27 protein-coding genes and 1 tRNA gene are annotated in these 25278 nt (G+C 59.5%); 21 read left to right on the forward strand and 7 right to left on the reverse strand.

Translation table 11 applies throughout. The features are described 5' to 3' along the window. Positions 1-11 precede the first annotated feature (11 nt). Entirely contained in the window at positions 12-911 is a 900-nt protein-coding gene (locus JFT66_RS25085) for a TIGR01777 family oxidoreductase (RefSeq protein ID WP_198860370.1), read from the reverse strand. A gap of 212 nt (positions 912-1123) precedes the next feature. Here JFT66_RS25085 and JFT66_RS25090 point away from each other — a divergent pair, with 212 nt between their 5' ends. The 12 genes from JFT66_RS25090 (at position 1124) to JFT66_RS25145 (ending at position 11113) form a co-directional block, all read left to right on the forward strand. Continuing rightward, positions 1124-2110, forward strand: a complete 987-nt coding sequence (locus JFT66_RS25090) for an NAD(P)/FAD-dependent oxidoreductase (protein WP_153838952.1) — start codon at positions 1124-1126, stop codon at positions 2108-2110. Beyond that, on the forward strand, positions 2107-2322 hold the full coding sequence (locus tag JFT66_RS25095) for a TIGR02450 family Trp-rich protein (protein ID WP_034118013.1): 216 nt from the start codon (positions 2107-2109) through the stop codon (positions 2320-2322). The genes JFT66_RS25090 and JFT66_RS25095 overlap by 4 nt, the downstream gene beginning before the upstream one ends. 112 nt (positions 2323-2434) lie before the next feature. Then, on the forward strand, positions 2435-3394 hold the full coding sequence (locus JFT66_RS25100) for a YbgA family protein (protein ID WP_034118012.1): 960 nt from the start codon (positions 2435-2437) through the stop codon (positions 3392-3394). A 3-nt stretch (positions 3395-3397) separates the two neighbouring features. Beyond that, complete coding sequence (locus JFT66_RS25105; RefSeq protein ID WP_198860371.1) at positions 3398-4327, forward strand: MerR family transcriptional regulator; 930 nt, start codon at positions 3398-3400, stop codon at positions 4325-4327. Next, positions 4328-5770, forward strand: coding sequence for a deoxyribodipyrimidine photo-lyase (gene phrB / locus JFT66_RS25110; protein ID WP_198860372.1), 1443 nt, complete (start codon positions 4328-4330; stop codon positions 5768-5770). Then, a complete protein-coding gene (locus JFT66_RS25115; protein WP_153838956.1) occupies positions 5763-6185 on the forward strand; it encodes a nuclear transport factor 2 family protein in 423 nt (140 codons plus the stop codon). Before phrB ends, JFT66_RS25115 begins: the two co-directional genes overlap by 8 nt. After that, positions 6182-6961, forward strand: a complete 780-nt coding sequence (locus JFT66_RS25120) for an SDR family NAD(P)-dependent oxidoreductase (RefSeq protein WP_034118008.1) — start codon at positions 6182-6184, stop codon at positions 6959-6961. Before JFT66_RS25115 ends, JFT66_RS25120 begins: the two co-directional genes overlap by 4 nt. Next, entirely contained in the window at positions 6958-8205 is a 1248-nt protein-coding gene (locus tag JFT66_RS25125) for an FAD-dependent oxidoreductase (protein WP_034118007.1), read from the forward strand. Before JFT66_RS25120 ends, JFT66_RS25125 begins: the two co-directional genes overlap by 4 nt. After that, positions 8202-9011 carry a DUF1365 domain-containing protein gene (locus JFT66_RS25130; protein WP_034118006.1) on the forward strand — a complete coding sequence of 270 codons (810 nt, stop codon included), beginning with the start codon at positions 8202-8204 and terminating at the stop codon, positions 9009-9011. Before JFT66_RS25125 ends, JFT66_RS25130 begins: the two co-directional genes overlap by 4 nt. Next, positions 8998-10269: an SAM-dependent methyltransferase gene (locus tag JFT66_RS25135; RefSeq protein WP_034118005.1), complete on the forward strand. Its 1272-nt coding sequence runs from the start codon at positions 8998-9000 to the stop codon at positions 10267-10269. The genes JFT66_RS25130 and JFT66_RS25135 overlap by 14 nt, the downstream gene beginning before the upstream one ends. Next, a complete protein-coding gene (locus tag JFT66_RS25140) occupies positions 10262-10753 on the forward strand; it encodes a DUF2878 domain-containing protein (protein ID WP_034118004.1) in 492 nt (163 codons plus the stop codon). Before JFT66_RS25135 ends, JFT66_RS25140 begins: the two co-directional genes overlap by 8 nt. 54 nt (positions 10754-10807) lie before the next feature. Continuing rightward, positions 10808-11113 (forward strand): YkgJ family cysteine cluster protein, encoded by a 306-nt coding sequence (locus tag JFT66_RS25145; RefSeq protein ID WP_034118003.1) that lies wholly within the window; start codon positions 10808-10810, stop codon positions 11111-11113. Between the two features lie 69 nt (positions 11114-11182). Here the strand turns inward: JFT66_RS25145 and JFT66_RS25150 are convergent, their stop codons facing one another. From JFT66_RS25150 to hemA, 6 genes are all read right to left on the reverse strand, one after another. After that, positions 11183-11701 (reverse strand): acyloxyacyl hydrolase, encoded by a 519-nt coding sequence (locus tag JFT66_RS25150; RefSeq protein ID WP_034118002.1) that lies wholly within the window; start codon positions 11699-11701, stop codon positions 11183-11185. A gap of 112 nt (positions 11702-11813) precedes the next feature. Further along, entirely contained in the window at positions 11814-12608 is a 795-nt protein-coding gene (gene murI, locus JFT66_RS25155; RefSeq protein WP_034118001.1) for a glutamate racemase, read from the reverse strand. Then, a complete protein-coding gene (gene moeB / locus JFT66_RS25160; RefSeq protein WP_034118000.1) occupies positions 12601-13356 on the reverse strand; it encodes a molybdopterin-synthase adenylyltransferase MoeB in 756 nt (251 codons plus the stop codon). Before moeB ends, murI begins: the two co-directional genes overlap by 8 nt. Further along, positions 13350-14180, reverse strand: coding sequence for a peptide chain release factor N(5)-glutamine methyltransferase (gene prmC, locus JFT66_RS25165; RefSeq protein WP_034117999.1), 831 nt, complete (start codon positions 14178-14180; stop codon positions 13350-13352). Before prmC ends, moeB begins: the two co-directional genes overlap by 7 nt. Beyond that, the gene (prfA, locus tag JFT66_RS25170) at positions 14181-15263 is read right to left on the reverse strand and encodes a peptide chain release factor 1 (protein WP_012722110.1); all 1083 of its coding nucleotides are present in this window, start codon (positions 15261-15263) and stop codon (positions 14181-14183) included. Further along, a complete protein-coding gene (gene hemA / locus JFT66_RS25175) occupies positions 15260-16549 on the reverse strand; it encodes a glutamyl-tRNA reductase (RefSeq protein WP_034117998.1) in 1290 nt (429 codons plus the stop codon). Before hemA ends, prfA begins: the two co-directional genes overlap by 4 nt. A 182-nt stretch (positions 16550-16731) precedes the next feature. Between hemA and JFT66_RS25180 the strand changes: the two genes are divergently transcribed. The 9 genes from JFT66_RS25180 to JFT66_RS25220 all read left to right on the forward strand — a co-directional run bounded on the left by JFT66_RS25180 (position 16732) and on the right by JFT66_RS25220 (position 24956). Continuing rightward, positions 16732-18456: a tetratricopeptide repeat protein gene (locus tag JFT66_RS25180; RefSeq protein WP_034117997.1), complete on the forward strand. Its 1725-nt coding sequence runs from the start codon at positions 16732-16734 to the stop codon at positions 18454-18456. Positions 18457-18460: 4 nt separating this feature from the next. Next, a complete protein-coding gene (gene lolB / locus JFT66_RS25185) occupies positions 18461-19078 on the forward strand; it encodes a lipoprotein insertase outer membrane protein LolB (RefSeq protein WP_034117995.1) in 618 nt (205 codons plus the stop codon). 64 nt (positions 19079-19142) lie between these two features. Beyond that, positions 19143-19946 carry a 4-(cytidine 5'-diphospho)-2-C-methyl-D-erythritol kinase gene (gene ispE / locus JFT66_RS25190; RefSeq protein WP_198860377.1) on the forward strand — a complete coding sequence of 268 codons (804 nt, stop codon included), beginning with the start codon at positions 19143-19145 and terminating at the stop codon, positions 19944-19946. A 37-nt stretch (positions 19947-19983) separates the two neighbouring features. Next, a tRNA-Gln gene (locus JFT66_RS25195) sits at positions 19984-20058 on the forward strand. A gap of 46 nt (positions 20059-20104) precedes the next feature. Beyond that, positions 20105-21046, forward strand: coding sequence for a ribose-phosphate pyrophosphokinase (locus JFT66_RS25200; RefSeq protein WP_003208392.1), 942 nt, complete (start codon positions 20105-20107; stop codon positions 21044-21046). 138 nt (positions 21047-21184) lie between these two features. After that, positions 21185-21790, forward strand: coding sequence for a 50S ribosomal protein L25/general stress protein Ctc (locus JFT66_RS25205; protein WP_005784612.1), 606 nt, complete (start codon positions 21185-21187; stop codon positions 21788-21790). A 168-nt stretch (positions 21791-21958) separates the two neighbouring features. Then, positions 21959-22543 (forward strand): aminoacyl-tRNA hydrolase, encoded by a 585-nt coding sequence (gene pth / locus JFT66_RS25210; RefSeq protein WP_010213318.1) that lies wholly within the window; start codon positions 21959-21961, stop codon positions 22541-22543. A gap of 22 nt (positions 22544-22565) precedes the next feature. Beyond that, positions 22566-23666: a redox-regulated ATPase YchF gene (gene ychF / locus JFT66_RS25215; protein WP_034117992.1), complete on the forward strand. Its 1101-nt coding sequence runs from the start codon at positions 22566-22568 to the stop codon at positions 23664-23666. 372 nt (positions 23667-24038) lie between these two features. Further along, a complete protein-coding gene (locus JFT66_RS25220; RefSeq protein WP_034117991.1) occupies positions 24039-24956 on the forward strand; it encodes a sigma 54-interacting transcriptional regulator in 918 nt (305 codons plus the stop codon). Positions 24957-25278 lie beyond the last annotated feature (322 nt).

The raw sequence follows: 25278 nt of genomic DNA on the forward strand, positions 1-25278 counted from the left end.
ACATCCTATCTCTAAAGGCGGCTGGACAAGTCGTCCAGAGCCGCACGCAATTCAGTGAACTGGAAAGTGAAACCCGCAACCAGCAGCCGTTCAGGAAGCGCCTTTTGCCCGCCGAGCAACAAGCCGGACAACTCACCCAGGCCAACCTTCAACGCAAAGGCCGGCATCGGCATGAACGCCGGGCGGTGCAGCACCTGGCCCAGGGTCTTGGCAAACTCGCGGTTGCGTACGGGGTGTGGCGCGCAGGCATTATAAGGACCGCTGGCATCTTCCTTGTGCAGAAGAAAATCAATCAGGGCGATTTGATCCTTGATATGCACCCACGGCATCCACTGCCGACCATTGCCGATCGGCCCGCCCAGCGCCAGTTTGAACGGCAGCAACAGGCGCGACAAAAAGCCGCCCTCGGCCGCCAGCACCAGGCCGGTACGCACCAGCACCACGCGAACGCCCATGGCTTCGGCACGCTGGGCGGTTTCTTCCCAGGCAATACACAACTGGCTTGGGAAATCGTCCTGCACCGGGCCGCTGGCTTCCGTCAGTTCGCGCTCGCCGCCATCGCCATACCAACCCACGGCAGAGCCGGAGATCAGCACCGCTGGTTTTTGCTCCAGGCTTTCCATCCACGCCAGCAAGGTTTCAGTGAGGTTGATGCGGCTGCTCCACAGCAACGCCTTGCGTTTGTGGGTCCAGGGCCGATCGGTGATGGGCGCGCCCGCCAGGTTGACCACCGCGTCCACAGCGCCAATCACCTCTTGCAGACGGCCAACCCCGAGCACCTGGGCACCGCAAACCTGGGCGACCGTTTCCGGTTGCCGGCTCCATACCGTCACGCGATGGCCCTGGGCAAGCCAATGCCGGCAAAGTTGGCGGCCAATCAGGCCAGTACCGCCGGTCAGCAAAATATGCATGGGACTCTCCTCATGTAACGTTCGCCGCCGCTCACTGGTCTATTTTATAAGCAGGGATCAATTAGATAATCGAGCGTAACGGACGTTTAAGCCTTAGCTTAACCATAGGTCACGCCAAACGATCAGGCACGCCAAAACTTATACCAAAAAACAATATTGTACAGCTATTGGTGTCGGCGTAGTCTGTACCCAACGGTAAAACGAGGCCCCCCATGACTGTTCCCATCGCGATCATCGGTACCGGCATCGCCGGTCTCTCTGCCGCCCGAGCGTTACAAGACGCGGGGCACGCCGTACAACTCTTCGATAAAAGCCGCGGCAGTGGTGGCCGCATGTCCAGCAAGCGCAGCGATGCCGGCGCGCTGGACATGGGCGCGCAATACTTCACCGCCCGCGACCGGCGCTTCGTCAACGAAGTGCAGCGCTGGCAAAGCAACGGCTGGGCCGAACAGTGGAAACCCCAGCTGTACAACTTCAAATCCGGCCAGCTGACACCCTCTCCCGACGAACAGATCCGCTGGGTCGGCACGCCGCGCATGAGCGCCATCACCCGCGCATTGCTCGATGACTTGCCGGTGGAGTTCGGTTGCCGCATCACCGAAGTGTTCCAGGGCACACAGCACTGGAACCTGCTCGACGCCGACGGCGGCAATCACGGCCCCTTCAGTCATGTTGTCATCGCCACCCCAGCCCCCCAGGCTACCGCCCTGCTGGCCGCCGCGCCCAAGCTGGCGAGTGCCGCCGCCGGCGTGAAAATGGACCCGACCTGGGCCATCGCCCTGGCCTTCGACAAGCCGCTGGATACGCCGATGGAAGGCTGCTTCGTGCAAGACAGCCCACTCGATTGGTTGGCGCGCAACCGCAGCAAACCCGGGCGCGACACCACCCTCGACACCTGGGTGCTGCACGCCACCAGCGCCTGGAGCAAGGCGCACCTGGACCTGCCCAAGGAAGCGGTGATCGAACACCTGCACGGTGCTTTCGCTGAGTTGCTGCACAGCGCCATGCCCGCACCGTCATTCAGCCTGGCGCACCGCTGGCTCTACGCGCGCCCGTCCAGCAGCCATGAATTCGGGGTGCTGGCCGATGCCGACCTGGGCTTGTTCGTCTGCGGTGACTGGTGCCTCTCCGGCCGGGTGGAGGGTGCTTGGCTCAGCGGGCAGGAAGCGGCGCGGCGCTTGATCGAGCACCTGCAATGAACCGTATCAACCCCGCCAAACTGCTACTGTCGAAATGGACGGCAGCACATCCGCGCCACAAGGAAAAACACTTCATGGTCACCGAAGTGTTTCGTGACGAAGAAGGCACGGTGCTGGACATCGAGCTGCAAGCCATCCTCACTGGACGCGCTGAGCGCTTGCCGTGGCAGACCTTGAAAAACCCCGTGGACTGGCAAATCGGTTGGAAGTAACGCCGCCGAAAAAACCTGTACAAATTATTTGACTTGTACAACATCGAATCTATGATGAGGCTTAGTTGTACAACTTCTACAGCTTGTACAGGAATCTCGCAGAGGTTTGGTCATGTCCAGCAGTGTAAAACCGAAGATCGCCATCAGCGCCTGTCTATTGGGCGAGAACGTGCGCTTCAACGGCGGGCATAAACAATCCCTGCTGTGCAGCCAGACCCTCGGCGAGTACTTCGACTTTGTGCCGCTATGCCCGGAAGTCGCCATCGGCCTGGGCATCCCTCGGGAACCGATTCGCCTGGTCGGCGACCCTGCCGCGCCGCATGCCGTCGGCAGCGTAAACCGTGAACTCAACGTTACGCAGCCGTTGGATGACTACGGCCAGCAAATGGCCCGTGAACATACCGACCTGTGCGGCTACATCTTCATGCAGAAGTCGCCGTCCTGTGGCTTGGAGCGCGTCAAGGTGTACCGCGACAACGGCACGCCCGTCGAGGGCGGCGGGCGCGGTATCTACGCCCAGGCATTTTGCTCACGCCATCCCAACCTGCCAGTGGAAGAAGACGGCCGCCTGAATGACCCGGTGCTGCGCGAGAACTTCCTGACCCGCGTATTCGTGTACGCCAGCTGGCAACAACTGCTGGCCGACGGCCTTACCCGGCACCGCCTGTTGACGTTCCACTCGCGCTACAAGTACTTGCTGATGGCCCACAGCCCGGCGCACTACAAAAGCCTGGGACACTTGCTCGGTAGCATGGGCAAGGGAGTCGATCTCCAGGCACTGGCCGACGGCTACTTCAGCGAGCTGATGACGGGCCTGAAAAAGTGCGCCACCCGCGGCACTCACACCAATGTGTTGCAACACATCAGCGGCTACCTCAAGCAAGCCATCAGCGCCGATGACAAAGAGGAAATGCAAACCGTGATCGGCCAATACCGTCACGGCATTGTACCGCTGGTGGTGCCGCTGACCCTGCTCAAGCACCACTTTCGCCAACACCCGGACCGCTACATCGCGCAGCAGGCCTACCTGCAACCGCACCCGGAAAATCTCAGCCTGCGTAATGCGATCTAATCCATGAAACCTGCCCTGCTCGACGAACCCGGCGAAGACATCGCCCTGGCCCTGCAAAACGGCTGGTTGCCGATCCGCGAAGTGGCGCGCCAGACCGGCGTCAACGCGGTAACCCTGCGCGCCTGGGAACGCCGCTATGGCCTGATCGTGCCCCAGCGTACGCCCAAGGGGCATCGGCTGTTCAGTGCCGAGCACGTGCAACGCATTCAGGCCATCCTTACCTGGCTCAATCGCGGCGTGCCGGTCAGCCAGGTCAAGGGCCTGATCGACTCCGCCCAAGCCAGCCCCGAGCCGATGGAAAATGAATGGCAGAGCCTGCGCCAGCATTTGCTCAACGCGATCAGCGAATTGGCCGAGCGCCGGGTCGACGATGCCTTTAATCAAGCCATGGCGCTCTACCCCCCACGCACTTTGTGCGAGCAACTGATGCTGCCGCTGCTCAAGGAGCTTGAACATAGGTGGCAGGGCCAATTCGGCGCGCAGATGGAGCGGGTGTTTTTTCTGTCGTGGTTGCGCAGCAAGTTCGGCGCGCGGATTTATCACGACAACCGCCAACTCCACGGCGCGCCGCTGTTGCTGGTCAACCATTCCGACTTGCCCCTGGAACCTCACTTGTGGCTCAGCGCCTGGCTGGCCAGCAGTGCCGACTGCCCGGTGGAAGTGTTCGACTGGCCGCTGCCGCCCGGCGAACTGGCGCTGGCAGTGGAACACCTGCAACCACGCGCCGTGTTGCTGTACTCGAGCAAAGCCCTCCATTTCTCGGCACTCACAAAACTATTGGGTGGCGTCAGCTGCCCAACATTGATTGCAGGCCCAACAGTAAGCATCCACCACGCCGAGTTGGCTGACTTAACCCGTGACATGCCTGAATTGTTCGTGGCCGAAGACCTCTTGGCGGCCCACCAATTATTGATCCAGCGTGGAATCGTCTAAATGCATCTGATCTGGCTGCGCACCGACTTGCGCCTGCATGACAACACAGCCCTGGCTGCCGCGAGCCAGCGCGGCCAGGTCGCGGCCATTTACCTGATCACGCCCGAGCAGTGGCTGGCCCATGATGACGCGCCGTGCAAAGTCGATTTCTGGCTGCGCAACCTGCAGCACTTGAGCCAGGCCCTGGGCAAACTGAATATCCCGCTGTTGATCCGCCATGCCGCGACCTGGGACCAGGCGCCTGCCGTGCTGAGCGAACTGTGCCGGGAACTGTCGGTGAAATCGGTGCACGTCAACGAGGAATACGGCATTCACGAGAGCCAGCGTGATGCTGCCGTGGCCCAGGCCTTGGAAGCAGACGGCGTGACCTTCCACAGTTACCTGGACCAACTGTTCTTCCAACCCGGCAGCGTACTGACCAAGACCGGCACCTACTTCCAGGTGTTCAGCCAGTTCCGCAAGGTCTGCTACAACCGTCTGCACAGTGCCCTGCCGCGCCTGGTGGCGACGCCCAAGGCGCAGGCCAAGCTTGAGTTGAAAAGCGATTCTGTACCGACAATGGTCCAAGGTTTCGAGCCGCCCAGCGAAGCCTTGCGCGCCCTCTGGCCCGCCGGTGAAGACGAAGCGCGCCGGCGCCTCGACGCCTTCGCCGACCAGCAGATCAGCTACTACAAGGACGAGCGCGACTTCCCAGCCAAACCCGGCACCAGCCAACTGTCCGCCTACCTCGCCGCCGGTGTGGTTTCGCCGCGCCAGTGCTTGCACGCCGCGCTGCAAACCAACCAAGGCGAGTTCGAAAGCGGCGACATCGGCGCCATCACCTGGATCAACGAGTTGCTGTGGCGCGAGTTCTACAAACACATTCTGGTTGGCTACCCACGGGTCTCTCGCCACCGCGCCTTTCGCCCGGAAACCGAAGCACTGGCCTGGCGCGATGCACCCGCGGACCTGGCTGCCTGGCAACAAGCGCGCACCGGCTTGCCAATCATCGACGCGGCCATGCGCCAACTGCTGGAAACGGGTTGGATGCACAACCGCCTGCGCATGGTGGTGGCGATGTTCCTGACCAAGAACCTGCTGATCGACTGGCGCGAAGGCGAGCGCTTCTTTATGCGGCACCTGATCGACGGCGACCTGGCGGCCAACAACGGCGGCTGGCAGTGGAGCTCATCCACCGGCACCGACTCGGCACCGTATTTCCGGATTTTCAGCCCGCTGAGCCAATCGGAAAAATTCGACAGCGACGGCGTTTTCATCAAGCGCTGGCTGCCGGAGCTGGCCGCGCTGAATAAAAAAGAGGTGCATAACCCCGCAGCAGCCGGCGGTCTGTTCGGCGTGGCGGATTACCCGCGCGCCATGGTTGACCTGAAACAGTCCCGGGAACGCGCCTTGGCGGCTTTTCGCAGCCTGCCTTCACGACTGGAGATGGCCGGCCATGAGTGATTTCCTGCGCCGCTTCGCCCACAGCTTCGCCACGCTGGACAAGCACAACCTGCAGCTGCTCAACAGTCTGTACAGCGAGGACATCGCCTTTACCGACCCACTGCATGAAGTCCACGGGCTGCCTGCGCTGCGGCGCTACTTCGCCGAGCTGTACAGCAACGTCAGCCATTTGCAGTTTGACTTCCACAGCTTCGATGCCGTTGCCGAAGGCGAAGGTTACCTGCGCTGGACCATGAGTTTTCATCACCCGCGCCTGGCCAGTGGCAAGGTGATCCGAGTGCCAGGCTGCTCCCATTTGATGTGGCACGACAAGGTCTACCGTCATCGTGACTATTTCGATGCCGGTGCCCTGCTCTATGAACACGTACCGGTACTCGGTCGTGTCGTCAGTTGGCTGAAAAGGAGAATGGGATGAGCCTTGCACCCCGACGTTATTGGCTGACCGGCGCCAGCAGTGGCATCGGGGCCGCGCTGGCCGTGGAGTTGCTCAACAGCGGCGCCCACGTGGCGATCAGCTCCCGTACAAAAGGCCCGCTGGAAGCGCTCGCCCATCGTTACCCGGGGCAAGTGCTGGTGGTGGCCGGCGACCTGACCAACAGCCAGGCCGTGCGCGAGATCGGTGAACATATTGCCGAGGTCTGGGGCGCTCTGGACACCGTGATCCTTAACGCCGGCACCTGTGAATACGTCGATGCCCGGCAGTTTGACTCGTCGATCATCGAGCATGTGGTGCGCACCAACCTGCTGGCCAGCAGTTATTGCATTGAGGCGGCGCTGCCGCTGTTGCGCGCCGGGCGCACGCCGCACCTGGTAGGCGTGGCCAGCGCCGTGACTTACCTGCCGATGCCGCGCGCCGAAGCATACGGCGCATCCAAGGCCGGCCTGCGTTACCTGTTCGAGTCCCTGCGCATCAGCCTGTCGCCGGAAAACATCGACGTCACGGTAATCAGCCCTGGCTTTGTGGACACGCCGCTGACCGAGCGCAATGATTTTCCGATGCCTCTGAGCTGGTCTGCCGACAAGGCGGCACGGCACATCTTTGCAAAACTGGAAAAACGCCCACTGGAAATCGCCTTTCCGGCGCTGTTCATCGCCACCCTGTGGCCGTTGTCCAAGCTGCCCAACCGGGCGCAATTAATCATCGGCAAGCGCATGTTGCGCAGCCCTCCGCCGCAGAAGGACGATCTGTGAAGATCGCCATTATCGGCAGCGGCATCGCCGGGCTGACCAGTGCCTACCTGCTCAGCCGCCGCCACGACATCACGCTGTTCGAAGCCAGTGACTGCATCGGCGGGCATACCCATACGGCCAGCGTGACGGTCGAAGGCAAAGGCTATGCCGTGGACACAGGCTTCATCGTATTCAATGACTGGACTTACCCTAATTTCATCCGCCTGCTGGGGCAGATTGGCGTCAAGTTCAAACCCACCGAGATGAGTTTTTCGGTGTGCGACCAGAGCACAGGCTTCGAGTACAACGGCAACACCCTCAACAGCCTGTTTGCCCAGCGCCGCAATATTTTGTCCCCGGGGTTCTGGGGAATGTTGCGCGATATTCTGCGCTTTAACCGCCAAGCGCCCCTGGACCTGCAAGAGCAGCGCATCAGCGCCGGGATGACCCTCGGTGACTACCTCGCAGCCGGTGGCTACGGCCCACGGTTTATCCGGCACTACATCGTGCCGATGGGCGCGGCGATCTGGTCGATGTCTCTGGCGGACATGCTCGGTTTCCCGTTGCAATTTTTCGTGCGCTTCTTCAAGAACCACGGCTTGCTCTCGGTCAATAACCGACCGCAATGGTGCGTGATCGAAGGCGGTTCAAGCAGCTACATCGAACCGCTGACCCGTAGCTTTCACGACCGGATACGCCTCGATTGCCCTGTGCATAACGTCGAGCGCAGCGATGCGGGTGTCATTGTCCACAGCGCCGCCGGCAGCGAAGCGTTCGACCGTGTGATCTTCGCCTGCCACAGCGACCAGGCCCTGGCCTTGCTCAGCGACCCCAGCCCAGCCGAACGCGAGATCCTCGGTGCCCTGCCCTACGCCGACAACGACGTGGTGCTGCACACCGACACGCGCCTGCTGCCTGACCGCAAGCTGGCCTGGGCCAGTTGGAATTACCGGCTGAGCGGCAACTCGCAATCCCATGCGGCCGTTACCTACGACATGAATATCCTGCAAGGCATCGACAGCGCCACCACGTTTTGCGTCAGCCTCAATCAAACGCAAATGATCAACCCGTTGAAGATCCTCGCGCGTTACACCTATGCCCACCCGCAATACAGCTTGGCTGCCGTGGCCGCTCAAGCGCGCTGGGAAGAATTGCACGGTGTTCGCAATACCTTTTACTGCGGAGCCTACTGGGCCAACGGTTTTCACGAAGACGGGGTAGTCAGCGCCCTGCGCGTCGCCCAGGCTTTTGGGGAAACCCTGTGAACAGCGCCCTGTACAGCGGCTGGATCGCCCATCGCCGTTTTGCGCCCAAGGCCCACGCCTTTCGCTACCGCATCGGCCTGCTGTACCTGGACCTCAGCGAACAGGATGAGGTGCTTGGGCTGTCGCCCTTGGCCGGCACCAGTCGCCTGGCGCCCTTCGGCTTTCGCCAGCAGGACTACCTGCGTGAGTTCACACGCCACGGCATGAGCTTGAGCGATGCCGTGCGCCACGAAGTCGGCAAGGCGCTGGGGCATACGCCCCAGGGCGTTATCTGCCTACTGACCCAGGCCCGCAGTTGGGGCCTGGCTTTTAACCCCGTGAGTTTCTTCTACTGTTTCGAGGCCGATGGACAACTGGCCGCGATCCTGTGTGAAGTGACCAATACCCCATGGCGCGAGCGCTATCACTATGTGCTGCCGGCCCAGCCCCTCGGCACCGACGAGCACCAGCACTTCGCGGTAGCCAAGGCTTTCCATGTGTCGCCATTTTTACCGCGCGAGCTGGAATACCGCATGAGCTTCAGCCCGCCCGCCGCCAGGCTCGGCGTGCATATGGCCGACTGGCAAGGCGCGCAAAAAATCTTCGACGCCACCCTGAGCCTGGAAAGACAACCCCTCAGCCGCGCCAGCCTGCATGGCTATTTATGGCGTTTTCCCTGGATGACCGCCAAGACTTGCCTGGCGATCTACTGGCAAGCCTTGCGCCTGCTGCTTAAACGCACACCGATTTTCCCCCACCGAGCCGCCGATGGCGCCTCTCGCACCGCCGTCGGGTACACCAAGGATCGTCGCCATGAAATCCCCTAGTTTGTCGGTCAAGACTCACCGCATGAACGTAAACGGCCTGACCGCTGCGCTGCTGCGCAAGGGTGTACTGCGCCAGCTCAGCCAATTGCGCCATGGCCAATTGGTGATCATCGAGGACGGCGAGCGGCAAGTCTTCGGCGCACGGGAAGCACACCTGCTGGGCGAGATCCAGATTCTCGACTCGGCGGTATGGGGCCTGGTGGCGGCCAATGGTTCGATCGGCGCCGGCGAAGCGTTTATCCACGGGTATTGGACCAGCCCGGACCTCACTGCCGTGGTGCGCGTGATGGTCAGCAACCTGGACGTACTCGACGCCATGGAGGGTGGCCTGGCGCGCCTGGCCCGGCCGTTCACCCAGGGGTTGCACTGGCTCAACCGCAACACGCGCAAGGGCTCGCAGAAAAATATCGCCGCCCATTACGACCTGGGCAACGACCTGTTCGAAGAATTCCTCGACCCGACCATGATGTACTCGGCGGCGCAATTCCTGACGCCCGATGACACCCTGGAACAGGCGCAATTGAACAAGTTGGCGCGTATCTGCCAGAAACTGGCGCTCAAGCCCAGCGACCACCTGCTGGAAATCGGTACCGGCTGGGGCAGCATGGCGCTTTATGCGGCGCAGCACTATGGTTGCAAGGTCACCACCACGACCTTGTCCAAGGAACAGTTTGCCTACACCGCAGAGCGCATCCAGACCTTGGGCCTGCAGGATCAAGTGACCTTGCTGCTACGCGATTATCGCGACCTCACCGGCGAATACGACAAGCTGGTATCCATCGAGATGATCGAAGCGGTGGGCCATCGCTTCCTGCCTACCTATTTCAAGCAATGTGCACATTTGCTCAAGCCCGACGGCCTGATGCTGCTGCAAGCCATCACCATCCGCGAACAACGCTTTGAGCAGGCCAAGCGGAGCGTCGACTTTATCCAGCGCTACATTTTTCCCGGCGGCGCTCTGCCCTGCGTACAGAACATGCTGCAGATTGTCAGCCGCGACACCGACATGAACCTGCTGCACATGGAGGACTTTGGCCTCCACTACGCACGTACCCTGCGCCTGTGGCATGAAAACTTTCGCCGTGCCCATGGCCGCCTCACGGAACTGGGCTACGACGAATACTTCCTGCGCTTGTGGGAGTTCTACCTGTGCTACTGCGAAGGCGGCTTCATGGAACGCACGATTGGTACCGCGCAATTGCTGCTGGCTAAACCTGCGGCGATCACTGCGCCGTTGCTCGGGCGCTTCAGTGCTTAAAACCGTGGCCAATGCCGTGCTGTTCCAGTGCGGCTGGTTTGCCTGCGTGCTCGGCGGCGATAGCCCGTGGTTGTTGGTGGGGTTGGCAGTACTGAGCGTCCACGTGCTGTGGGTAAGTTCACTGGCTGATGACGGCATGCTCATCGTCAGCGTGACAATCGCAGGCACGCTGCTGGATACGCTGTTGCGCACGCTGGGGGTTTTCCACTTCAGCGAGCCCGGGCCGTTGATTCCATTCTGGTTGATGCTGCTGTGGGCATTGCTGGCCACGACCTTGCGCTATTGCCTGGCCTGGAGCGCACGGCCCGGGTGGCTTGCCAGCCTGTTGGGTGCAGTGGGTGGGCCGTTGTCTTATTACGCAGGCAGTCAACTGGCGGGGGTGAGTTTTGGCTATGGCACGGCAGCCACCCTGATCGGCCTGGCGCTGTTATGGGCCATGTTGTTTCCCTTGTTGCACGGGGTCGCAGGGAGATTGGAACGATGACGCCCGTCCGAGCTTTCATACGTGGTTAACGCACTTGCCTTACACTGCGCGCCTATGACCAACATCCCCCATATTCAAATCACCGAACCCGCCGTCACTTGCTCGACGTGCGCGGCCTGTTGCTGCCAGTTGGAAGTCATGCTGATCACCGACACTGGCGTGCCGCAGCGCTTTATCGATACCGACGATTGGGGCGGGGAAGTGATGCTGCGCCTGGACGACGGCTGGTGCGCCGCGCTGGATCGAGACACGATGATGTGCACGATTTACGCACTTCGGCCATTGATTTGTCGGGAGTTTGAGATGGGGGCGCCGGAGTGCCTGGAAGAGCGTGAAGGCCTCGCGACGGTGTACCGCTGATCCTGCGATGAGCAGAGATCTAAATGTGGGAGCGGGCCCGCTCCCACAAGGGACTTCAGTGTTGTTGAATTACAGCGGCATGGTGTAGTGCAGCGCGTAGCTCTCTACCCCATCGTTATTGCTGCTGATCCCGGCGTTGGAATAGTGCGTGGCACGAATGCCCACTTCATGCCCGCCGTTGAACCGCAGGCCGAAACCCAGACGGTCCTCGAACTGAAAAGATTGGCCGATGTTGTTGTCTTCCAGGCGGGTGCGGGAAAACAGCGCCACGCCGATACCGGCCTCGATGTAAGGCTTGACCGACTCGCCGGCAAACTCATACACAAACACCGGCGAGAACGACAGGCTGCTGGCGCCTGCACGGTCGTCACCTTCCCAATACGTGTAAGCGCCACTCCAGTAGCCGGTCAGGCGGCCAACGTTGCTTTGCATCCAGCTTTTATCCCAATCCGAAGTCAGACCCAATCGATAGGTCAACGTCGAATCACTGGTGCTCCCCAACCCGAACTCCAGGCCAGCGGCCTGGGCTGAAACAGAGTGTCCCAACACAGCGGCCGCAATCGCAGCCAAACAGAACAAGCGCTTCATAAGAAACGATCCTATGCGAACAAAGTTATATGGTTGTAAACAGGCTAACGGGCTATAGAAGCTGACGCATAGACAGAAGTTCAGCTTTTATCAGCGCTATTTCACGAAATTTTCACGAGGCGAAGCTTCGCACAACTCCGGGATGTTTCCAAAGTGTCGGTAGGATATTTCTTAGGTGGTACGGATCGCCGCTGGTCCAGAACTGTGCAGTTTCGGGCTCGCCAAGGGCAAGCAGGTCGCGCTCACCCAATAAACGCTTGAGTTGGCGCGCAACGGCGGCACCGGTGTCGATGAGGATGATACTGGGGGGCAGCATCTGCGCCAGGAGAGGCTTGAGGAAGGGATAGTGAGTGCAACCCAGGATGATGGTGTCGCACCCGGCGCTGAGCAGCGGCTCGATATAGCCCTGCAACAGCTTATGCAAAGCGGGGCCGTTCAAGTCACCGGTTTCAATCAACTCCACCAGGCCCGGACACGGTTGGGTAATCACCCGCACATCGGTGGCGAAGCGGTCGAGCAGAGCGGCGAACTTGGCGCTTTGCAAGGTGCCGGTGGTGGCGAGCACACCGACGACGCCACTATGAGTGGCAGCAGCGGCAGGCTTGACCGCAGGCTCCATGCCAACCAATGGCCAATCGGGGTAGTCCTGGCGCAAATCGGCAACGGCGGCGACGGTCGCCGTATTACAGGCAATCACGAAGGCCTTGGCGCCCCGCTCGCGAAAAAACTCAGCCACGGACCGGGAGCGCTCAAGAATGAACGCCGGGGTTTTCTCGCCATAGGGGATGTGCCCGCAATCCGCCACGTACAACAGTGACTCATGGGGCAATAACTGCTGGATTTCCTCCAGCACCGTCAGACCGCCGATGCCGGAGTCGAACACACCGATGGGCGCGCCCTTAACCATGCTGGGTTCCGCAGACGCTGCAGCCAGGGTCGCGTTTGACGCGCAACTCGCGAAAACGCGTGGCCAGAGCATCGATCAGCAACAGGCGGCCCACCAATGGTTCACCAAAACCGGCCAGCAGCTTCAACGCTTCCAACGCTTGCAAGCTGCCGACCACTCCTACCAGCGGCCCGACCACGCCGGCTTCGCTGCAGGTCAGCTCGGTTTCGCTGCCGTGCCCGTATAAACAGTGGTAGCACGGGCTGTCGGCTCGACGCGGATCGAACACCGACAATTGCCCCTCAAGGCGAATCGCCGCGCCACTGATCAACGGCTTCCCAACGGCGACACAGGCCGCATTGACCGCTTCGCGGGTGGAGAAGTTGTCGCTGCAATCAAGCACCACGTCCACCGCGGCGACAGCGGCGGCGAGCGAGTCGGCATCCAGCGCGGTGCGATGGGCAACCAAGGTGATTTCAGGGTTGATCGCGCTCAGGCGACGCAGGGCCGAATCGACCTTGGTCAGCCCCACGCTGTCGGTGTCATGGATGATCTGGCGCTGCAGGTTGGTCAGGTCGACAGTGTCGAAGTCCGCCAAGTGCAACTCACCCACGCCGGCAGCGGCGAGATACAGCGCAACCGGTGCGCCCAGGCCACCCAGGCCGACGATCAGCGCGCGGCTCTGTTTCAGGCGCAACTGGCCATCGATGTCGACATGCTGCAACAGAATCTGTCGGCTATAGCGCAACAGCTCCTGGTCGGTCAGCACGGGCGGCGCCCCAGGCTGATGCGTTCGTGACCGCCGAGGTCGATGCGGCTGTGTACGCCTTCAAAACCCTCGCTGAGCAATAAGTCACGCACGGCCTGGGCCTGATCGTAGCCGTGCTCAAGCAACAACCAGCCACTTGCATTCAGATAAGCCGGGGACTCTTTGATGATCAAGCGTAAATCGTCCAGGCCATCGTGCCCCGCCACCAGAGCACTGGCCGGCTCGAAACGCACATCGCCGGCCACCAGGTGCGGGTCATTGTCGGCAATGTAGGGCGGGTTGCTGATGATCAGGTCGAAAGTATGACCTTGCAACGCGCTGAACCAATGACTGTTCAACACCGTGGCGTTATTGAGGTGCAGGCGCTGGCGATTGCGCTCGGCCAAGGCCACGGCTTCCAGCACGCGGTCAACGGCCGTGACCTGCCAGGCCGGGCGTTCGCTGGCCAAAGCCAAGGCGATGGCGCCGCTGCCGGTGCCCAGGTCGAGAACCTTGGCGGGTGTGGCAGGCAGCAATTCCAGGGCGGCTTCCACCAGCAGCTCGGTTTCCGGACGCGGGATCAGCGTGTGCGGCGCGACCTCCAGGTCGAGCTTCCAGAAGCCTTGCTGGCCGAGGATATACGCCACTGGCTCACCGCTTCGGCGACGTTGCAGATAGTTGGCAAAGGTCAGAGCGTCTTCACTGCTGACGATTTTTTCCGGCCAGGTGTGCAAGTAGCTGCGGGACTTGCCCAGGGCAGCGGCCAGTAACAGCTCCACGTCCAGGCGCGCAGTCGGCGAATCGGGCAAGTCGGCGGCGCGCAACAGGCTGGCAATGATGGTCATTTATTCACCTATCGCCGCCAGTTGATCGGCCTGGTACTCGGCGAGCAACGGCTCGATCACCGCATCCACACCACCGGCAAGAATCTCGTCCAGGGAGTAAAGGGTGAGGTTGACCCGGTGGTCGGTGACCCGGCCCTGGGCAAAGTTGTAGGTACGGATACGTTCAGAGCGGTCGCCAGAGCCCACCAGCAGCTTGCGCTCGCTGGCAATCGCGTTGGCGGCGGCGCTGGTCTGCTGGTCGTTCAGCTTGGCCGACAGCCAGGACATGGCCCGCGCACGGTTCTTGTGCTGGGAACGTTCTTCCTGGCACTCCACCACGATGCCCGACGGCAAGTGGGTGATACGGATCGCCGAGTCGGTCTTGTTGACGTGTTGGCCACCCGCGCCCGACGAGCGGTAGGTGTCGACGCGCAAATCTGCCGGGTTGATCTCAATGGCTTCTTGCTCGTCCGGCTCAGGCAACACGGCCACGGTGCACGCCGAGGTGTGGATACGGCCCTGGGACTCTGTCGCAGGAACACGCTGCACACGGTGCGCACCGGATTCGAACTTCAGCTTGCCATAGACGTTGTCACCTTCGACCCGGGCGATGACCTCTTTATAGCCGCCGTGCTCACCTTCGTTTTCGGACAGGATCTCGACCCGCCAGCCCCGCCGCTCGGCATAACGCGAATACATGCGGAACAGGTCGCCGGAAAAAATCGCCGCCTCGTCGCCACCGGTGCCGGCGCGGATTTCGAGGAATACGTTACGGCCATCGTTAGGGTCCTTGGGCAGCAACATGCGTTGCAGGTCGCCTTCGAGCTCGGCGAGCTTTTCCTTGGCTTCGCGGACTTCTTCCACGGCCATTTCGCGCATGTCCGGGTCGCTGTCCTTGAGCAGCGCCTGGGCGCCCTCGAGGTCAGCCTGCACTTTCGTGAGGTGTTTGTAGGTGGCTACAATCGGTTCAACTTCGGCGTATTCCTTGGAATAAGCACGGAACTTGGCCTGATCGGAAATGACCTCACCATCGCCGAGCAAGGCGGTCAGTTCTTCGAAACGGTCCTGGAGTACGTCCAGTTTATTGAGCAGTGACGCTTTCATTGCGGTTTTTTATCCGAAGAGCTGTCTGACGCGCCCTCACCGAGGGCAAAGAGTTCCTGTGCCATGGCCAGCGCATCGAGGCGGCCTTCGGCGGTAAGCTTTTTCAACTGAACGCTGGGTGCGTGGAGCAGCTTGTTGGTCAGGCCGCGGGCCAGTTGCATCAGCACCTCTTCGGCGCCGCTGCCGTTAGCCAGCATCCGCTGGGCCTTGATCAACTCTTCATCACGCAGGCGTTCGCCCTGCTGACGATACGCCTTGAGCACATCCACCGCCGCCAGTTCACGCAGGCGCACCATGAAATCTTCGGCGCCGATGCTGACCATTTCCTCGGCGGCCTGGGCGGCGCCCTGGCGGCTCTTGAGGTTTTCAGCAACCACTTCATGCAAGTCGTCGACGCTATAGAGGTAAACGTCGTCCAACTCGCCGACTTCGGGTTCGATATCCCGCGGAACGGCGATATCCACCATGAAGATCGGCTTGTGCTTGCGCAGCTTCAACGCGCTCTCGACCGCGCCTTTACCCAGAATCGGCAACTGGCTGGCGGTGGAGCTGATGACGATATCACTGCGCACCAGTTCAGCCGGGATATCCGATAACAACACGGCGTGGGCACCGAACTGCTCGGCGAGGATGCTGGCGCGCTCCAGCGTGCGGTTGGCGACCACAATACGCTTCACACCCAGTTCATGCAGGTGACGGGCGACCAAGGTGATGGTTTCACCGGCGCCGATCAGCAGGGCCTGGCTGCGCTGCAAGTCACTGAAAATCTGCTTGGCCAGGCTGACAGCGGCGAAAGCCACGGACACCGGGTTTTCACCGATAGCCGTGTCGGTTCGCACCTGCTTGGCGGAATTGAAGGTAGCCTGGAACAGCCGGCCCAGCAGCGGGCCGACGGTGCCAGCCTCACGCGCGACGGCGTAGGCGGACTTCATCTGACCAAGAATTTGCGGTTCGCCCAACACCAGCGAATCGAGACCGGCCGCCACGCGCATCATGTGACGAACTGCCGCATCCTCTTCATGCACATAGGCACTGGCGCGCAGGTCATCAAGGCTCAAATGGTGATAATCGGCCAGCCAGCGCAGTACCACATCCGCTGACAGATGCTCCTGCTCTATATAGAGCTCGCTGCGATTGCAGGTCGAAAGGATCGCAGCTTCGCGGCTGTCGGTGAGACGGCAGAGCTGCTGCAAGGCCTCAACCAACTGCTCAGGCGTAAACGCCACGCGCTCGCGCACGTCTACGGAAGCAGTCTTGTGGTTAATACCGAGTGCAAGGAAGGCCATTCAATATCGCTGATGATGTCGGGAAGCCGACAATTGTCCTACTTCGAAAGATCCAGAACAACCACCGTCGTCTATTGTCCTAATACGTTATGCCTATAAAGGCCTCCATTGAGACTCGGTTATGTTTGGCCGAAGGCTTGTGTCATGATGATCCGACCGCAGGTTAGTCGTCCTCTTCCTATATGAATAGATCTTCCGCGTTGCTCCTTGCTTTTGTCTTCCTCAGCGGCTGCCAGGCCATGGCACCCGTGTCGCCGGACAGTACGCCGCCGGCGGAAGACAGCACCCCCGCCCCTGAAAAGCCCAAGGTTTATTCCTCGTTCAGTGAAGAAACGGTCTACAGCCTGCTGACCGCTGAACTGGCTGGCCAGCGTAATCGTTTCGATATTGCGCTGGATAATTACGTGACCCAGGCCATCAATACCCAGGACCCGGGCATCTCCGAGCGAGCGTTTCGCATCGCCGAATACCTGGGCGCCGACCAGGCTGCGCTGGACGCGTCCTTGATCTGGGCAAAAAACGCCCCGGATGACCTGGAAGCCCAACGTGCGGCTGCCGTGCAACTAGCGCGTGCGGGGCGCTATGACGACTCCATGGTCTATATGGAGAAAGTCCTGCAGGGCAAGGGCGACACGCATTTTGACTTCCTCGCGCTGTCGGCCGCCGACACCGACCAGGACACGCGCAGTGGCCTGATGAAGAGCTTCGACCGCCTGCTGCAAAAACACCCCAAGAACAGCCAGTTGATTTTCGGCAAGGCCCTGTTGCTGCAACAGGATGATGAAGCCGACGCCGCGCTCAAATTGCTGGAGCAGAACCCACCGGAAGATGGCGAGATCGCGCCGATCCTGCTGCGCGCACGTCTGTTGCAGAACCTCAACCGTGGCAAGGAAGCCATTCCGCTACTGGAAAAAAGCATCAAGAAATACCCGGACGACAAGCGCCTGCGCCTGACTTATGCACGGATGCTGGTAGAGCAGGACCGCATGGAAGACGCCAAAGTGCAGTTCGCCAATCTGGTCCAGCAATACCCGGATGACGATGAATTACGTTACTCCCTGGCGCTGGTGTGCCTGGAAGCCAAGGCCTGGGACGAGGCCAAGGGCTACCTGGAAGAGCTGATCGAACGTGATAGCCATGTGGACTCGGCGCACCTGAACCTCGGCCGTATCGCCGAAGAGCGCAACGATCCGCAGGCCGCCCTGCTGGAATACGCCCAAGTCGGCCCCGGCAATGACTACCTGCCCGCCCAATTGCGCCAGGCTGACATCCTGATGAGCAACGGTCGCACCGACGAGGCGGAAAAACGCCTGGCCGCGGCCCGCGATGCTGAGCCGGACTACGCTATCCAGCTTTATCTGATCCAGGCCGAGACCTTATCGGCCAACAAGCAGGGCGAGCGCGCCTGGAAGCTGCTGCAACAGGCGTTGCTGCAATACCCTGACGATCTGAACCTGCTCTACACCCGCGCCATGCAAGCGGAAAAACGCAATGACCTGGCGCAGCTGGAAAAAGACCTGCGCCTAATCATCAAGCGCGACCCGGACAACGCCATGGCACTCAACGCCTTGGGTTACACCTTGTCCGACCGCACCACGCGCTACGCCGAAGCCAAGGTGCTGATTGAGCAGGCCCACCAGCTCAACCCGGAAGACCCGGCCGTTCTCGACAGTCTTGGCTGGGTGAATTACCGCCTGGGCAACCTCGACGAGGCCGAGCGCTTGCTGCGCCAGGCACTGGAACGCTTCCCTGATCAAGAAGTTGCCGCCCACCTGGGCGAAGTGCTCTGGGCCAATGGCAAGCAACGCGAAGCACGACAAATCTGGGAAAAGTTCCTCAAGGAACAACCCGAAAGCCCCATCCTGCGCGGCACCATCAAGCGCCTGACCGGATCCGAGACCCTTTAAGCTTATGTTCTTGCGCCACATTATTGTTTTCAGCTTCATCGCCCTGCTCGCCGGTTGCGCGGGCTTTGGCGCCCGTGAATCCGTAGAAGGCCAGGGCAACCCGGCGCAATGGAAACAACACAAGGACCAGCTCAGCAGCATCGATGGCTGGCAGATCGAGGGCAAGGTCGGGGTTCGGGCGCCGAAAGACTCCGGCAGCGGCACGCTGTTCTGGCTGCAGCGCCAGGACTATTTCGATATTCGCCTCTCGGGCCCGCTGGGCCGTGGCGCAGCTCGCCTGACTGGCCGGCCGGGGCAAGTGAGCCTGGAAGTGGCCAACCAGGGCCGTTACGAAGCGACTTCCCCGGAAGAACTGCTGGAACAGCAGATCGGCTGGAAGCTGCCCGTCTCGCACCTGGTCTGGTGGGTGCGCGGCTTACCGGCGCCTGACAGCAAGAGTCGCCTGGGCCTCAACGGTGACAGCCGCCTGGCCACCCTGGAGCAGGACGGTTGGCAGGTGGAGTATTTGAGCTACGTTGAACAACATGGCTATTGGCTGCCCGAACGCATCAAGCTGCACGGCACCGACCTTGACGTCACGCTGGTGATCAAGGATTGGCAACCGCGCAAGCTGGGGCAATGACGTGACCACTGCTCTTTTAGAAAAACAGGGCCTGACCCTGCCCTCCCCGGCCAAACTCAACTTGATGCTGCACATCCTCGGGCGCCGTGAAGACGGCTACCACGAGTTGCAGACGCTGTTTCAGTTTCTCGACTACGGCGATGAGCTGACCTTCGCCGTGCGTAACGATGGCGTGATCCAGTTGCACACCGAATTTGAAGGCGTGCCCCACGACAGCAACCTGATTGTGAAGGCCGCGAAAAAACTTCAGGAACAATCCAACTCCTCGCTCGGCATCGATATCTGGATCGACAAGGTCCTGCCCATGGGCGGTGGTATCGGCGGCGGCAGCTCGAATGCCGCGACCACTCTGTTGGGCCTGAACCATTTGTGGCAACTGGGCTGGGACCACGACCGCCTTGCCGCATTGGGCCTCACACTGGGCGCCGACGTCCCGGTTTTCGTGCGTGGGCACGCCGCGTTTGCTGAAGGCGTGGGGGAGAAACTCACCCCTGTAGAGCCCGAAGAACCTTGGTATGTCGTGCTTGTGCCGCAAGTATCTGTAAGTACAGCAGAAATTTTTTCAGATCCGTTGTTGACACGTAACTCTTCTCCCATTAAAGTGCGCCCCGTTCCCAAGGGAAACAGTCGAAATGACTGCTTACCGGTTGTAGCAAGGCGTTATCCAGAGGTACGTAACGCTTTGAATTTGTTAGGTAAATTTACCGAAGCAAAATTAACCGGAACTGGAAGTTGTGTGTTTGGGGGCTTCCCAAGCAAAGCTGAAGCTGATAAAGTCTCGGCCCTTCTTACAGAGACCCTTACAGGGTTTGTAGCAAAGGGAAGCAACGTTTCGATGTTGCATCGCAAGCTGCAAAGTCTGCTCTAAAAGGAACCGAGTGTTAGGCACTCGTTGCAACAGATACAGGGGCGTCGCCAAGCGGTAAGGCAGCAGGTTTTGATCCTGCCATGCGTTGGTTCGAATCCAGCCGCCCCTGCCATTTTCTAATACTCATCCAGGTTACCCTCAGCCTCTAGGTACTGCGCGTGTCCAAGATGATGGTCTTTACGGGGAACGCCAACCCCGATCTGGCTCGGCGTGTCGTACGTCAGCTGCATATCCCTCTCGGTGACATCTCTGTCGGTAAATTTTCCGACGGCGAAATTACAGCCGAGATCAATGAAAATGTCCGCGGTAAAGACGTCTTCATTATTCAGCCGACCTGCGCTCCGACCAACGATAACCTGATGGAACTCGTCGTGATGGCTGATGCCTTCCGCCGCTCCTCAGCGACTCGAATTACAGCTGTAATCCCTTACTTTGGTTATGCTCGTCAGGATCGCCGTCCGCGTTCCGCACGTGTAGCGATCAGCGCGAAAGTCGTTGCTGACATGCTGACCGTGGTAGGTATCGATCGTGTTCTCACGGTTGACCTGCACGCTGACCAAATTCAGGGGTTCTTCGATATTCCGGTAGATAACATCTACGGCTCCCCCGTTCTGGTGGATGACATCGAAGACCAGCGCTTTGAAAACCTGATGATCGTGTCCCCGGACATTGGTGGCGTCGTGCGTGCACGGGCTGTTGCCAAATCCCTGGGCGTGGACCTCGGGATCATCGACAAACGCCGTGAAAAAGCCAATCACTCTGAAGTGATGCATATCATCGGTGATGTCGAAGGGCGTACCTGTATTCTGGTTGATGACATGGTCGACACCGCTGGCACCCTGTGCCACGCGGCAAAAGCCTTGAAAGAGCACGGTGCAGCAAAAGTCTTCGCCTACTGCACACACCCTGTGCTGTCGGGCCGAGCGATCGAGAACATCGAGAACTCCATGCTGGACGAACTGGTGGTGACCAACACCATCCCGTTGTCCGCAGCTGCTCAAGCCTGTTCGCGTATCCGTCAACTGGATATCGCACCGGTAGTTGCCGAGGCGGTTCGCCGCATCAGCAATGAAGAATCGATCAGTGCGATGTTCCGCTAAGGGTCAAACCTTCGGAGCACCTCACTGACGAAAAGCGCCCCGCCCCAACATTCTGTTGGGGCGGGGCTTTTTTGCCCATATCGCCTTTAGCGCTGGTCGCAAACGCTGGGGCGAATGTGGTTATTTTGGAGATACAACATGAACGATTTTACTCTGAATGCTGAAGTGCGTTCCGACCTGGGGAAAGGTGCGAGCCGCCGCCTGCGTCGTCTCGCAAGCCTGGTTCCAGCTGTAGTCTACGGTGGCGACAAAGCCCCTGAGTCCATCAGCATGCTGGCTAAAGAAGTTGCCAAACTGCTCGAAAACGACGCGGCCTACAGCCACGTTATCGAACTGAACGTTGGCGGCAAAAAGCAAAACGTTATCATCAAGGCCCTGCAGCGCCACCCTTCCAAGGGCCACGTACTGCACGCTGACTTCGTACGCGTTGTAGCCGGTCAGAAACTGACCGCTATCGTGCCTGTACACTTTGTTGGTGAAGAAGCTCCGGTCAAGAAAGGTGGCGTTGTTTCCCACACCACTACCGAGCTGGAAGTAAGCTGCCTGCCGAAAGACCTGCCTGAGTTCATCGAAGTCGACCTGTCGGCTGCTGAAATCGGCACCATCATCCACCTGTCCGACCTCAAGGCCCCTAAAGGCGTTGAGTTCGTTGCACTGGCTCACAACGACGACAAGGCTGTTGCCAACGTCCACGCGCCACGTGTTGTAGCAGAAGATGAAGCAGGCGAAACCGCTGCAGAGTAATACTCTCTGCAACGAAAGGAGCTTGAGGGAACATCGCGGACCGAAACGTAGCGAGAAAGCGGGCGACAACGCGAAGTTTATCTCTGGATAAGTGAGCTCCTGTCGTCCACTTTCGCCGCACTCAGGTCAGGCGATGTTATCCACAACTCCAAAGGAAGGGCCCCTGTCGTGACTGCCATTAAACTGATCGTTGGCCTGGGAAACCCAGGCGCCGAATACGAACAGACCCGGCATAACGCGGGGGCCCTTTTTGTTGAGCGCATCGCCCACGCCCAAGGCGTCAACCTTGTGGCCGATCGCAAATATTTCGGCCTGACCGGGCGCTTCTCGCACCAGGGTCAGGATGTTCGTCTGTTGATTCCCACCACCTACATGAACCGCAGCGGCCAGGCCGTCGCGGCACTTGCGGGATTCTTCCGGATCAAACCCGAAGAAATCCTGGTGGCCCATGACGAACTGGACCTGCCACCCGGCGTTGCCAAGCTCAAGCTGGGCGGCGGGCACGGTGGGCACAACGGCCTGCGTGACATCATCGCGCAGTTGGGTAATCAGAATAATTTCTACCGTCTGCGGCTCGGCATTGGCCACCCAGGCGTTGCCAGTATGGTTTCAAACTTCGTCCTGGGTCGTGCGCCACGCGCCGAACAGGAAAAACTCGATGCCAGCATCGATTTTGCCCTCGGCGTGCTGCCGGATATCTTCGCCGGTGAATGGAACCGCGCGATGAAAAACCTGCACAGCCAGAAGGCCTGACTCTTACCCGAGGGGAAACACCATGGGATTCAATTGCGGCATCGTCGGCCTGCCCAACGTCGGCAAGTCCACCCTGTTCAACGCCCTGACCAAGTCCGGTATTGCGGCGGAGAACTTCCCCTTCTGCACCATCGAACCCAACAGCGGTATCGTACCGATGCCGGACCCACGCCTGGAGGCACTGGCGGCGATCGTCAACCCCAAGCGCATCCTGCCGACCACCATGGAGTTCGTCGATATCGCCGGCCTGGTTGCAGGCGCATCGAAAGGTGAAGGCCTGGGCAACAAGTTCCTCGCCAACATCCGTGAAACCGACGCCATCGCCCATGTGGTCCGCTGCTTTGAAGACGAGAACGTCATCCACGTCTCCAACAGCGTCGACCCGAAACGCGACATCGAGATCATCGACCTGGAACTGATCTTCGCCGACCTCGACAGTTGCGAAAAGCAACTGCAGAAAGTCGCGCGTAACGCCAAGGGTGGTGACAAGGAAGCCGTGGTCCAGAAGGGCCTGCTGGAGCAATTGATCGCTCACTTCACCGAAGGCAAGCCAGCACGCAGCCTGATGAAGAGCATGAGCACCGACGAGAAGGCCGTGATCAAGGGCTTCCACCTGCTGACCACCAAGCCGGTGATGTACATTGCCAACGTCGCCGAAGACGGCTTCGAGAACAACCCGCTGCTCGACGTGGTCAAGGCCATTGCCGAGGAAGAAGGCGCCATCGTTGTTCCGGTGTGCAACAAGATCGAAGCAGAAATCGCCGAACTCGATGACGGCGAAGAGAAAGACATGTTCCTCGAGGCCCTGGGCCTGGAAGAGCCAGGCCTGAACCGTGTGATCCGCGCCGGCTACGAGATGCTCAACCTGCAGACCTACTTCACTGCCGGTGTCGAAGAGGTCCGCGCCTGGACCGTGAAGGTCGGCGCTACCGCGCCACAGGCTGCTGGTGTGATCCACACCGACTTCGAAAAAGGCTTCATCCGCGCCGAAGTGATCGCCTACAACGACTTCATCCAGTACAAGGGTGAGGCGGGAACCAAGGAAGCCGGTAAATGGCGCCTGGAAGGCAAGGACTACATTGTCAAGGATGGCGATGTCATGCACTTCCGTTTCAACGTGTAAGCGCCACCTGTAGTTTCTGCTCCAGACTAAAAAGCCGATGCATTGCATCGGCTTTTTTGTGGCCGTCTGTTTCTATCGACAGGAAAAATCGAAAAGCATATGTATGAAAAAATTACTCAATTACAACTTTAACTAACTTAATCGATCATTCTTCTAGTCTTTAAGTTTTCTCCTACGCCAAATACCGTACATCCATATGAAAAGCACTTGAACAATATACCGCCTTGACATAGTTAAGCCTGCGCACGCTCTTCAACAGACTTCTACCGATAACAGGCACGATGACTTTTTTGATTATTTGCGCTCTACTGGCTGCACGCCAACAGCGTTCTATCAACAGTGAAGTGATAGCGATAGTGGAGCACCTGGACTATGTCAGCGTCTTATCAAATAACAAATGAGACATACCTCCCCTCCGTTGAAGCCTTGGATATCGAGCGTACGCTTAATAGTACTGCCGCGCTCAACATTGATATTTTGTTACTGGGAGAAACCGGCACAGGCAAGGATACCCTGGCACAACGTGTCCATCGGTTGTCGGGGCGACGAGGTCATTTTGTTGCCGTGAACTGCGCTGCTATCCCGGAAAGCCTGGCAGAAAGCCAGCTATTCGGCGTCAACAGCGGCGCCTATACCGGAGCAGTACAGTCACGCGCGGGTTTTATCGAAGCCGCACATCTGGGTACCTTGTATCTGGATGAAATCGACAGCATGCCACTGTCGATGCAAGCCAAACTGCTGAGAGTGCTGGAGTCACGAGGCATCGAGCGCCTGGGCTCAACCCGGTTTATTCCGGTAGACATGCGAGTCATCGCTTCGGCGCAGCAATCCCTGCATGAGATGGTCGAACAAGGAAGGTTCAGGCGCGACCTGTATTTTCGCCTGAATGTCGTCAACATCAGCCTCCCTCCGCTGCGCGATCGGCGTGACCGCATCATCCCGTTGTTCCTCAATATGGTTCAAGAAGAGGCCGACTACTATAAGTGCCCTGCTCCACTCCCTTGCGGCGCGCTGGTACAGCAACTGCTGTGCCACCCCTGGTCAGGAAATGTGCGTGAGTTGCGCTCTACCGCCAAACGCTTCGTCCTGGGGCTGGCGCCCTTGTCAGCCCTGCCATCGGACACTGCAGACAAGCCAACCAACCTGAAAGAACGTATGCAGCAGATCGAGAAAGCAATGATCGAGGAATCTTTGCGGCGTCATGCCTACTGCGTGGACGAGGTGGCGGCAGAATTGGGCATGGCGAAAAGAACGCTTTACTATCGAATGAAACAATTAGATATACAGTAATCAACTGCCCAGCCCTATCCATCGAAGTAATTTCCAGACACATCCCTTAAGTAAAAATCGGAACCATATTCGACACTGAACCACATACATACGAGCCTGACATTTTTAGCGCCTATTGGACACGCTGCCATATTGCAACTAAAAAAATCAGGCTCACACGTCATTTTCTAGATAGCGGAGTATTAATATGAACGTTAAGGAAACTCTGAAAAAGACTTTCTGATTTGGCAAAATACCGCGACCCCACCCACCGAGTTTCCCGATGAAGCAGATGACCTTCGCCGACGCCGAGTACGCTGGCAAGCGCAAGCAAACCCGCAAG

It is taken from the genome of Pseudomonas sp. MF6755 (assembly GCF_016405635.1).
Classification (GTDB): domain Bacteria; phylum Pseudomonadota; class Gammaproteobacteria; order Pseudomonadales; family Pseudomonadaceae; genus Aquipseudomonas; species Aquipseudomonas haemolytica.

What these genes read in the sequence shown, in the direction of transcription:
- JFT66_RS25085 (WP_198860370.1), bottom strand. Translation starts at nt 911, where the DNA reads ATGCATATTTTGCTGACCGGCGGTACTGGCCTGATTGGCCGCCAACTT.
- JFT66_RS25090 (WP_153838952.1), top strand. Translation starts at nt 1,124, where the DNA reads ATGACTGTTCCCATCGCGATCATCGGTACCGGCATCGCCGGTCTCTCT.
- JFT66_RS25095 (WP_034118013.1), top strand. Translation starts at nt 2,107, where the DNA reads ATGAACCGTATCAACCCCGCCAAACTGCTACTGTCGAAATGGACGGCA.
- JFT66_RS25100 (WP_034118012.1), top strand. Translation starts at nt 2,435, where the DNA reads ATGTCCAGCAGTGTAAAACCGAAGATCGCCATCAGCGCCTGTCTATTG.
- JFT66_RS25105 (WP_198860371.1), top strand. Translation starts at nt 3,398, where the DNA reads ATGAAACCTGCCCTGCTCGACGAACCCGGCGAAGACATCGCCCTGGCC.
- phrB (WP_198860372.1), top strand. Translation starts at nt 4,328, where the DNA reads ATGCATCTGATCTGGCTGCGCACCGACTTGCGCCTGCATGACAACACA.
- JFT66_RS25115 (WP_153838956.1), top strand. Translation starts at nt 5,763, where the DNA reads ATGAGTGATTTCCTGCGCCGCTTCGCCCACAGCTTCGCCACGCTGGAC.
- JFT66_RS25120 (WP_034118008.1), top strand. Translation starts at nt 6,182, where the DNA reads ATGAGCCTTGCACCCCGACGTTATTGGCTGACCGGCGCCAGCAGTGGC.
- JFT66_RS25135 (WP_034118005.1), top strand. Translation starts at nt 8,998, where the DNA reads ATGAAATCCCCTAGTTTGTCGGTCAAGACTCACCGCATGAACGTAAAC.
- JFT66_RS25145 (WP_034118003.1), top strand. Translation starts at nt 10,808, where the DNA reads ATGACCAACATCCCCCATATTCAAATCACCGAACCCGCCGTCACTTGC.
- JFT66_RS25150 (WP_034118002.1), bottom strand. Translation starts at nt 11,701, where the DNA reads ATGAAGCGCTTGTTCTGTTTGGCTGCGATTGCGGCCGCTGTGTTGGGA.
- murI (WP_034118001.1), bottom strand. Translation starts at nt 12,608, where the DNA reads ATGGTTAAGGGCGCGCCCATCGGTGTGTTCGACTCCGGCATCGGCGGT.
- prmC (WP_034117999.1), bottom strand. Translation starts at nt 14,180, where the DNA reads ATGACCATCATTGCCAGCCTGTTGCGCGCCGCCGACTTGCCCGATTCG.
- prfA (WP_012722110.1), bottom strand. Translation starts at nt 15,263, where the DNA reads ATGAAAGCGTCACTGCTCAATAAACTGGACGTACTCCAGGACCGTTTC.
- hemA (WP_034117998.1), bottom strand. Translation starts at nt 16,549, where the DNA reads ATGGCCTTCCTTGCACTCGGTATTAACCACAAGACTGCTTCCGTAGAC.
- JFT66_RS25180 (WP_034117997.1), top strand. Translation starts at nt 16,732, where the DNA reads ATGAATAGATCTTCCGCGTTGCTCCTTGCTTTTGTCTTCCTCAGCGGC.
- lolB (WP_034117995.1), top strand. Translation starts at nt 18,461, where the DNA reads ATGTTCTTGCGCCACATTATTGTTTTCAGCTTCATCGCCCTGCTCGCC.
- ispE (WP_198860377.1), top strand. Translation starts at nt 19,143, where the DNA reads ATGCTGCACATCCTCGGGCGCCGTGAAGACGGCTACCACGAGTTGCAG.
- JFT66_RS25205 (WP_005784612.1), top strand. Translation starts at nt 21,185, where the DNA reads ATGAACGATTTTACTCTGAATGCTGAAGTGCGTTCCGACCTGGGGAAA.
- ychF (WP_034117992.1), top strand. Translation starts at nt 22,566, where the DNA reads ATGGGATTCAATTGCGGCATCGTCGGCCTGCCCAACGTCGGCAAGTCC.
- JFT66_RS25220 (WP_034117991.1), top strand. Translation starts at nt 24,039, where the DNA reads ATGTCAGCGTCTTATCAAATAACAAATGAGACATACCTCCCCTCCGTT.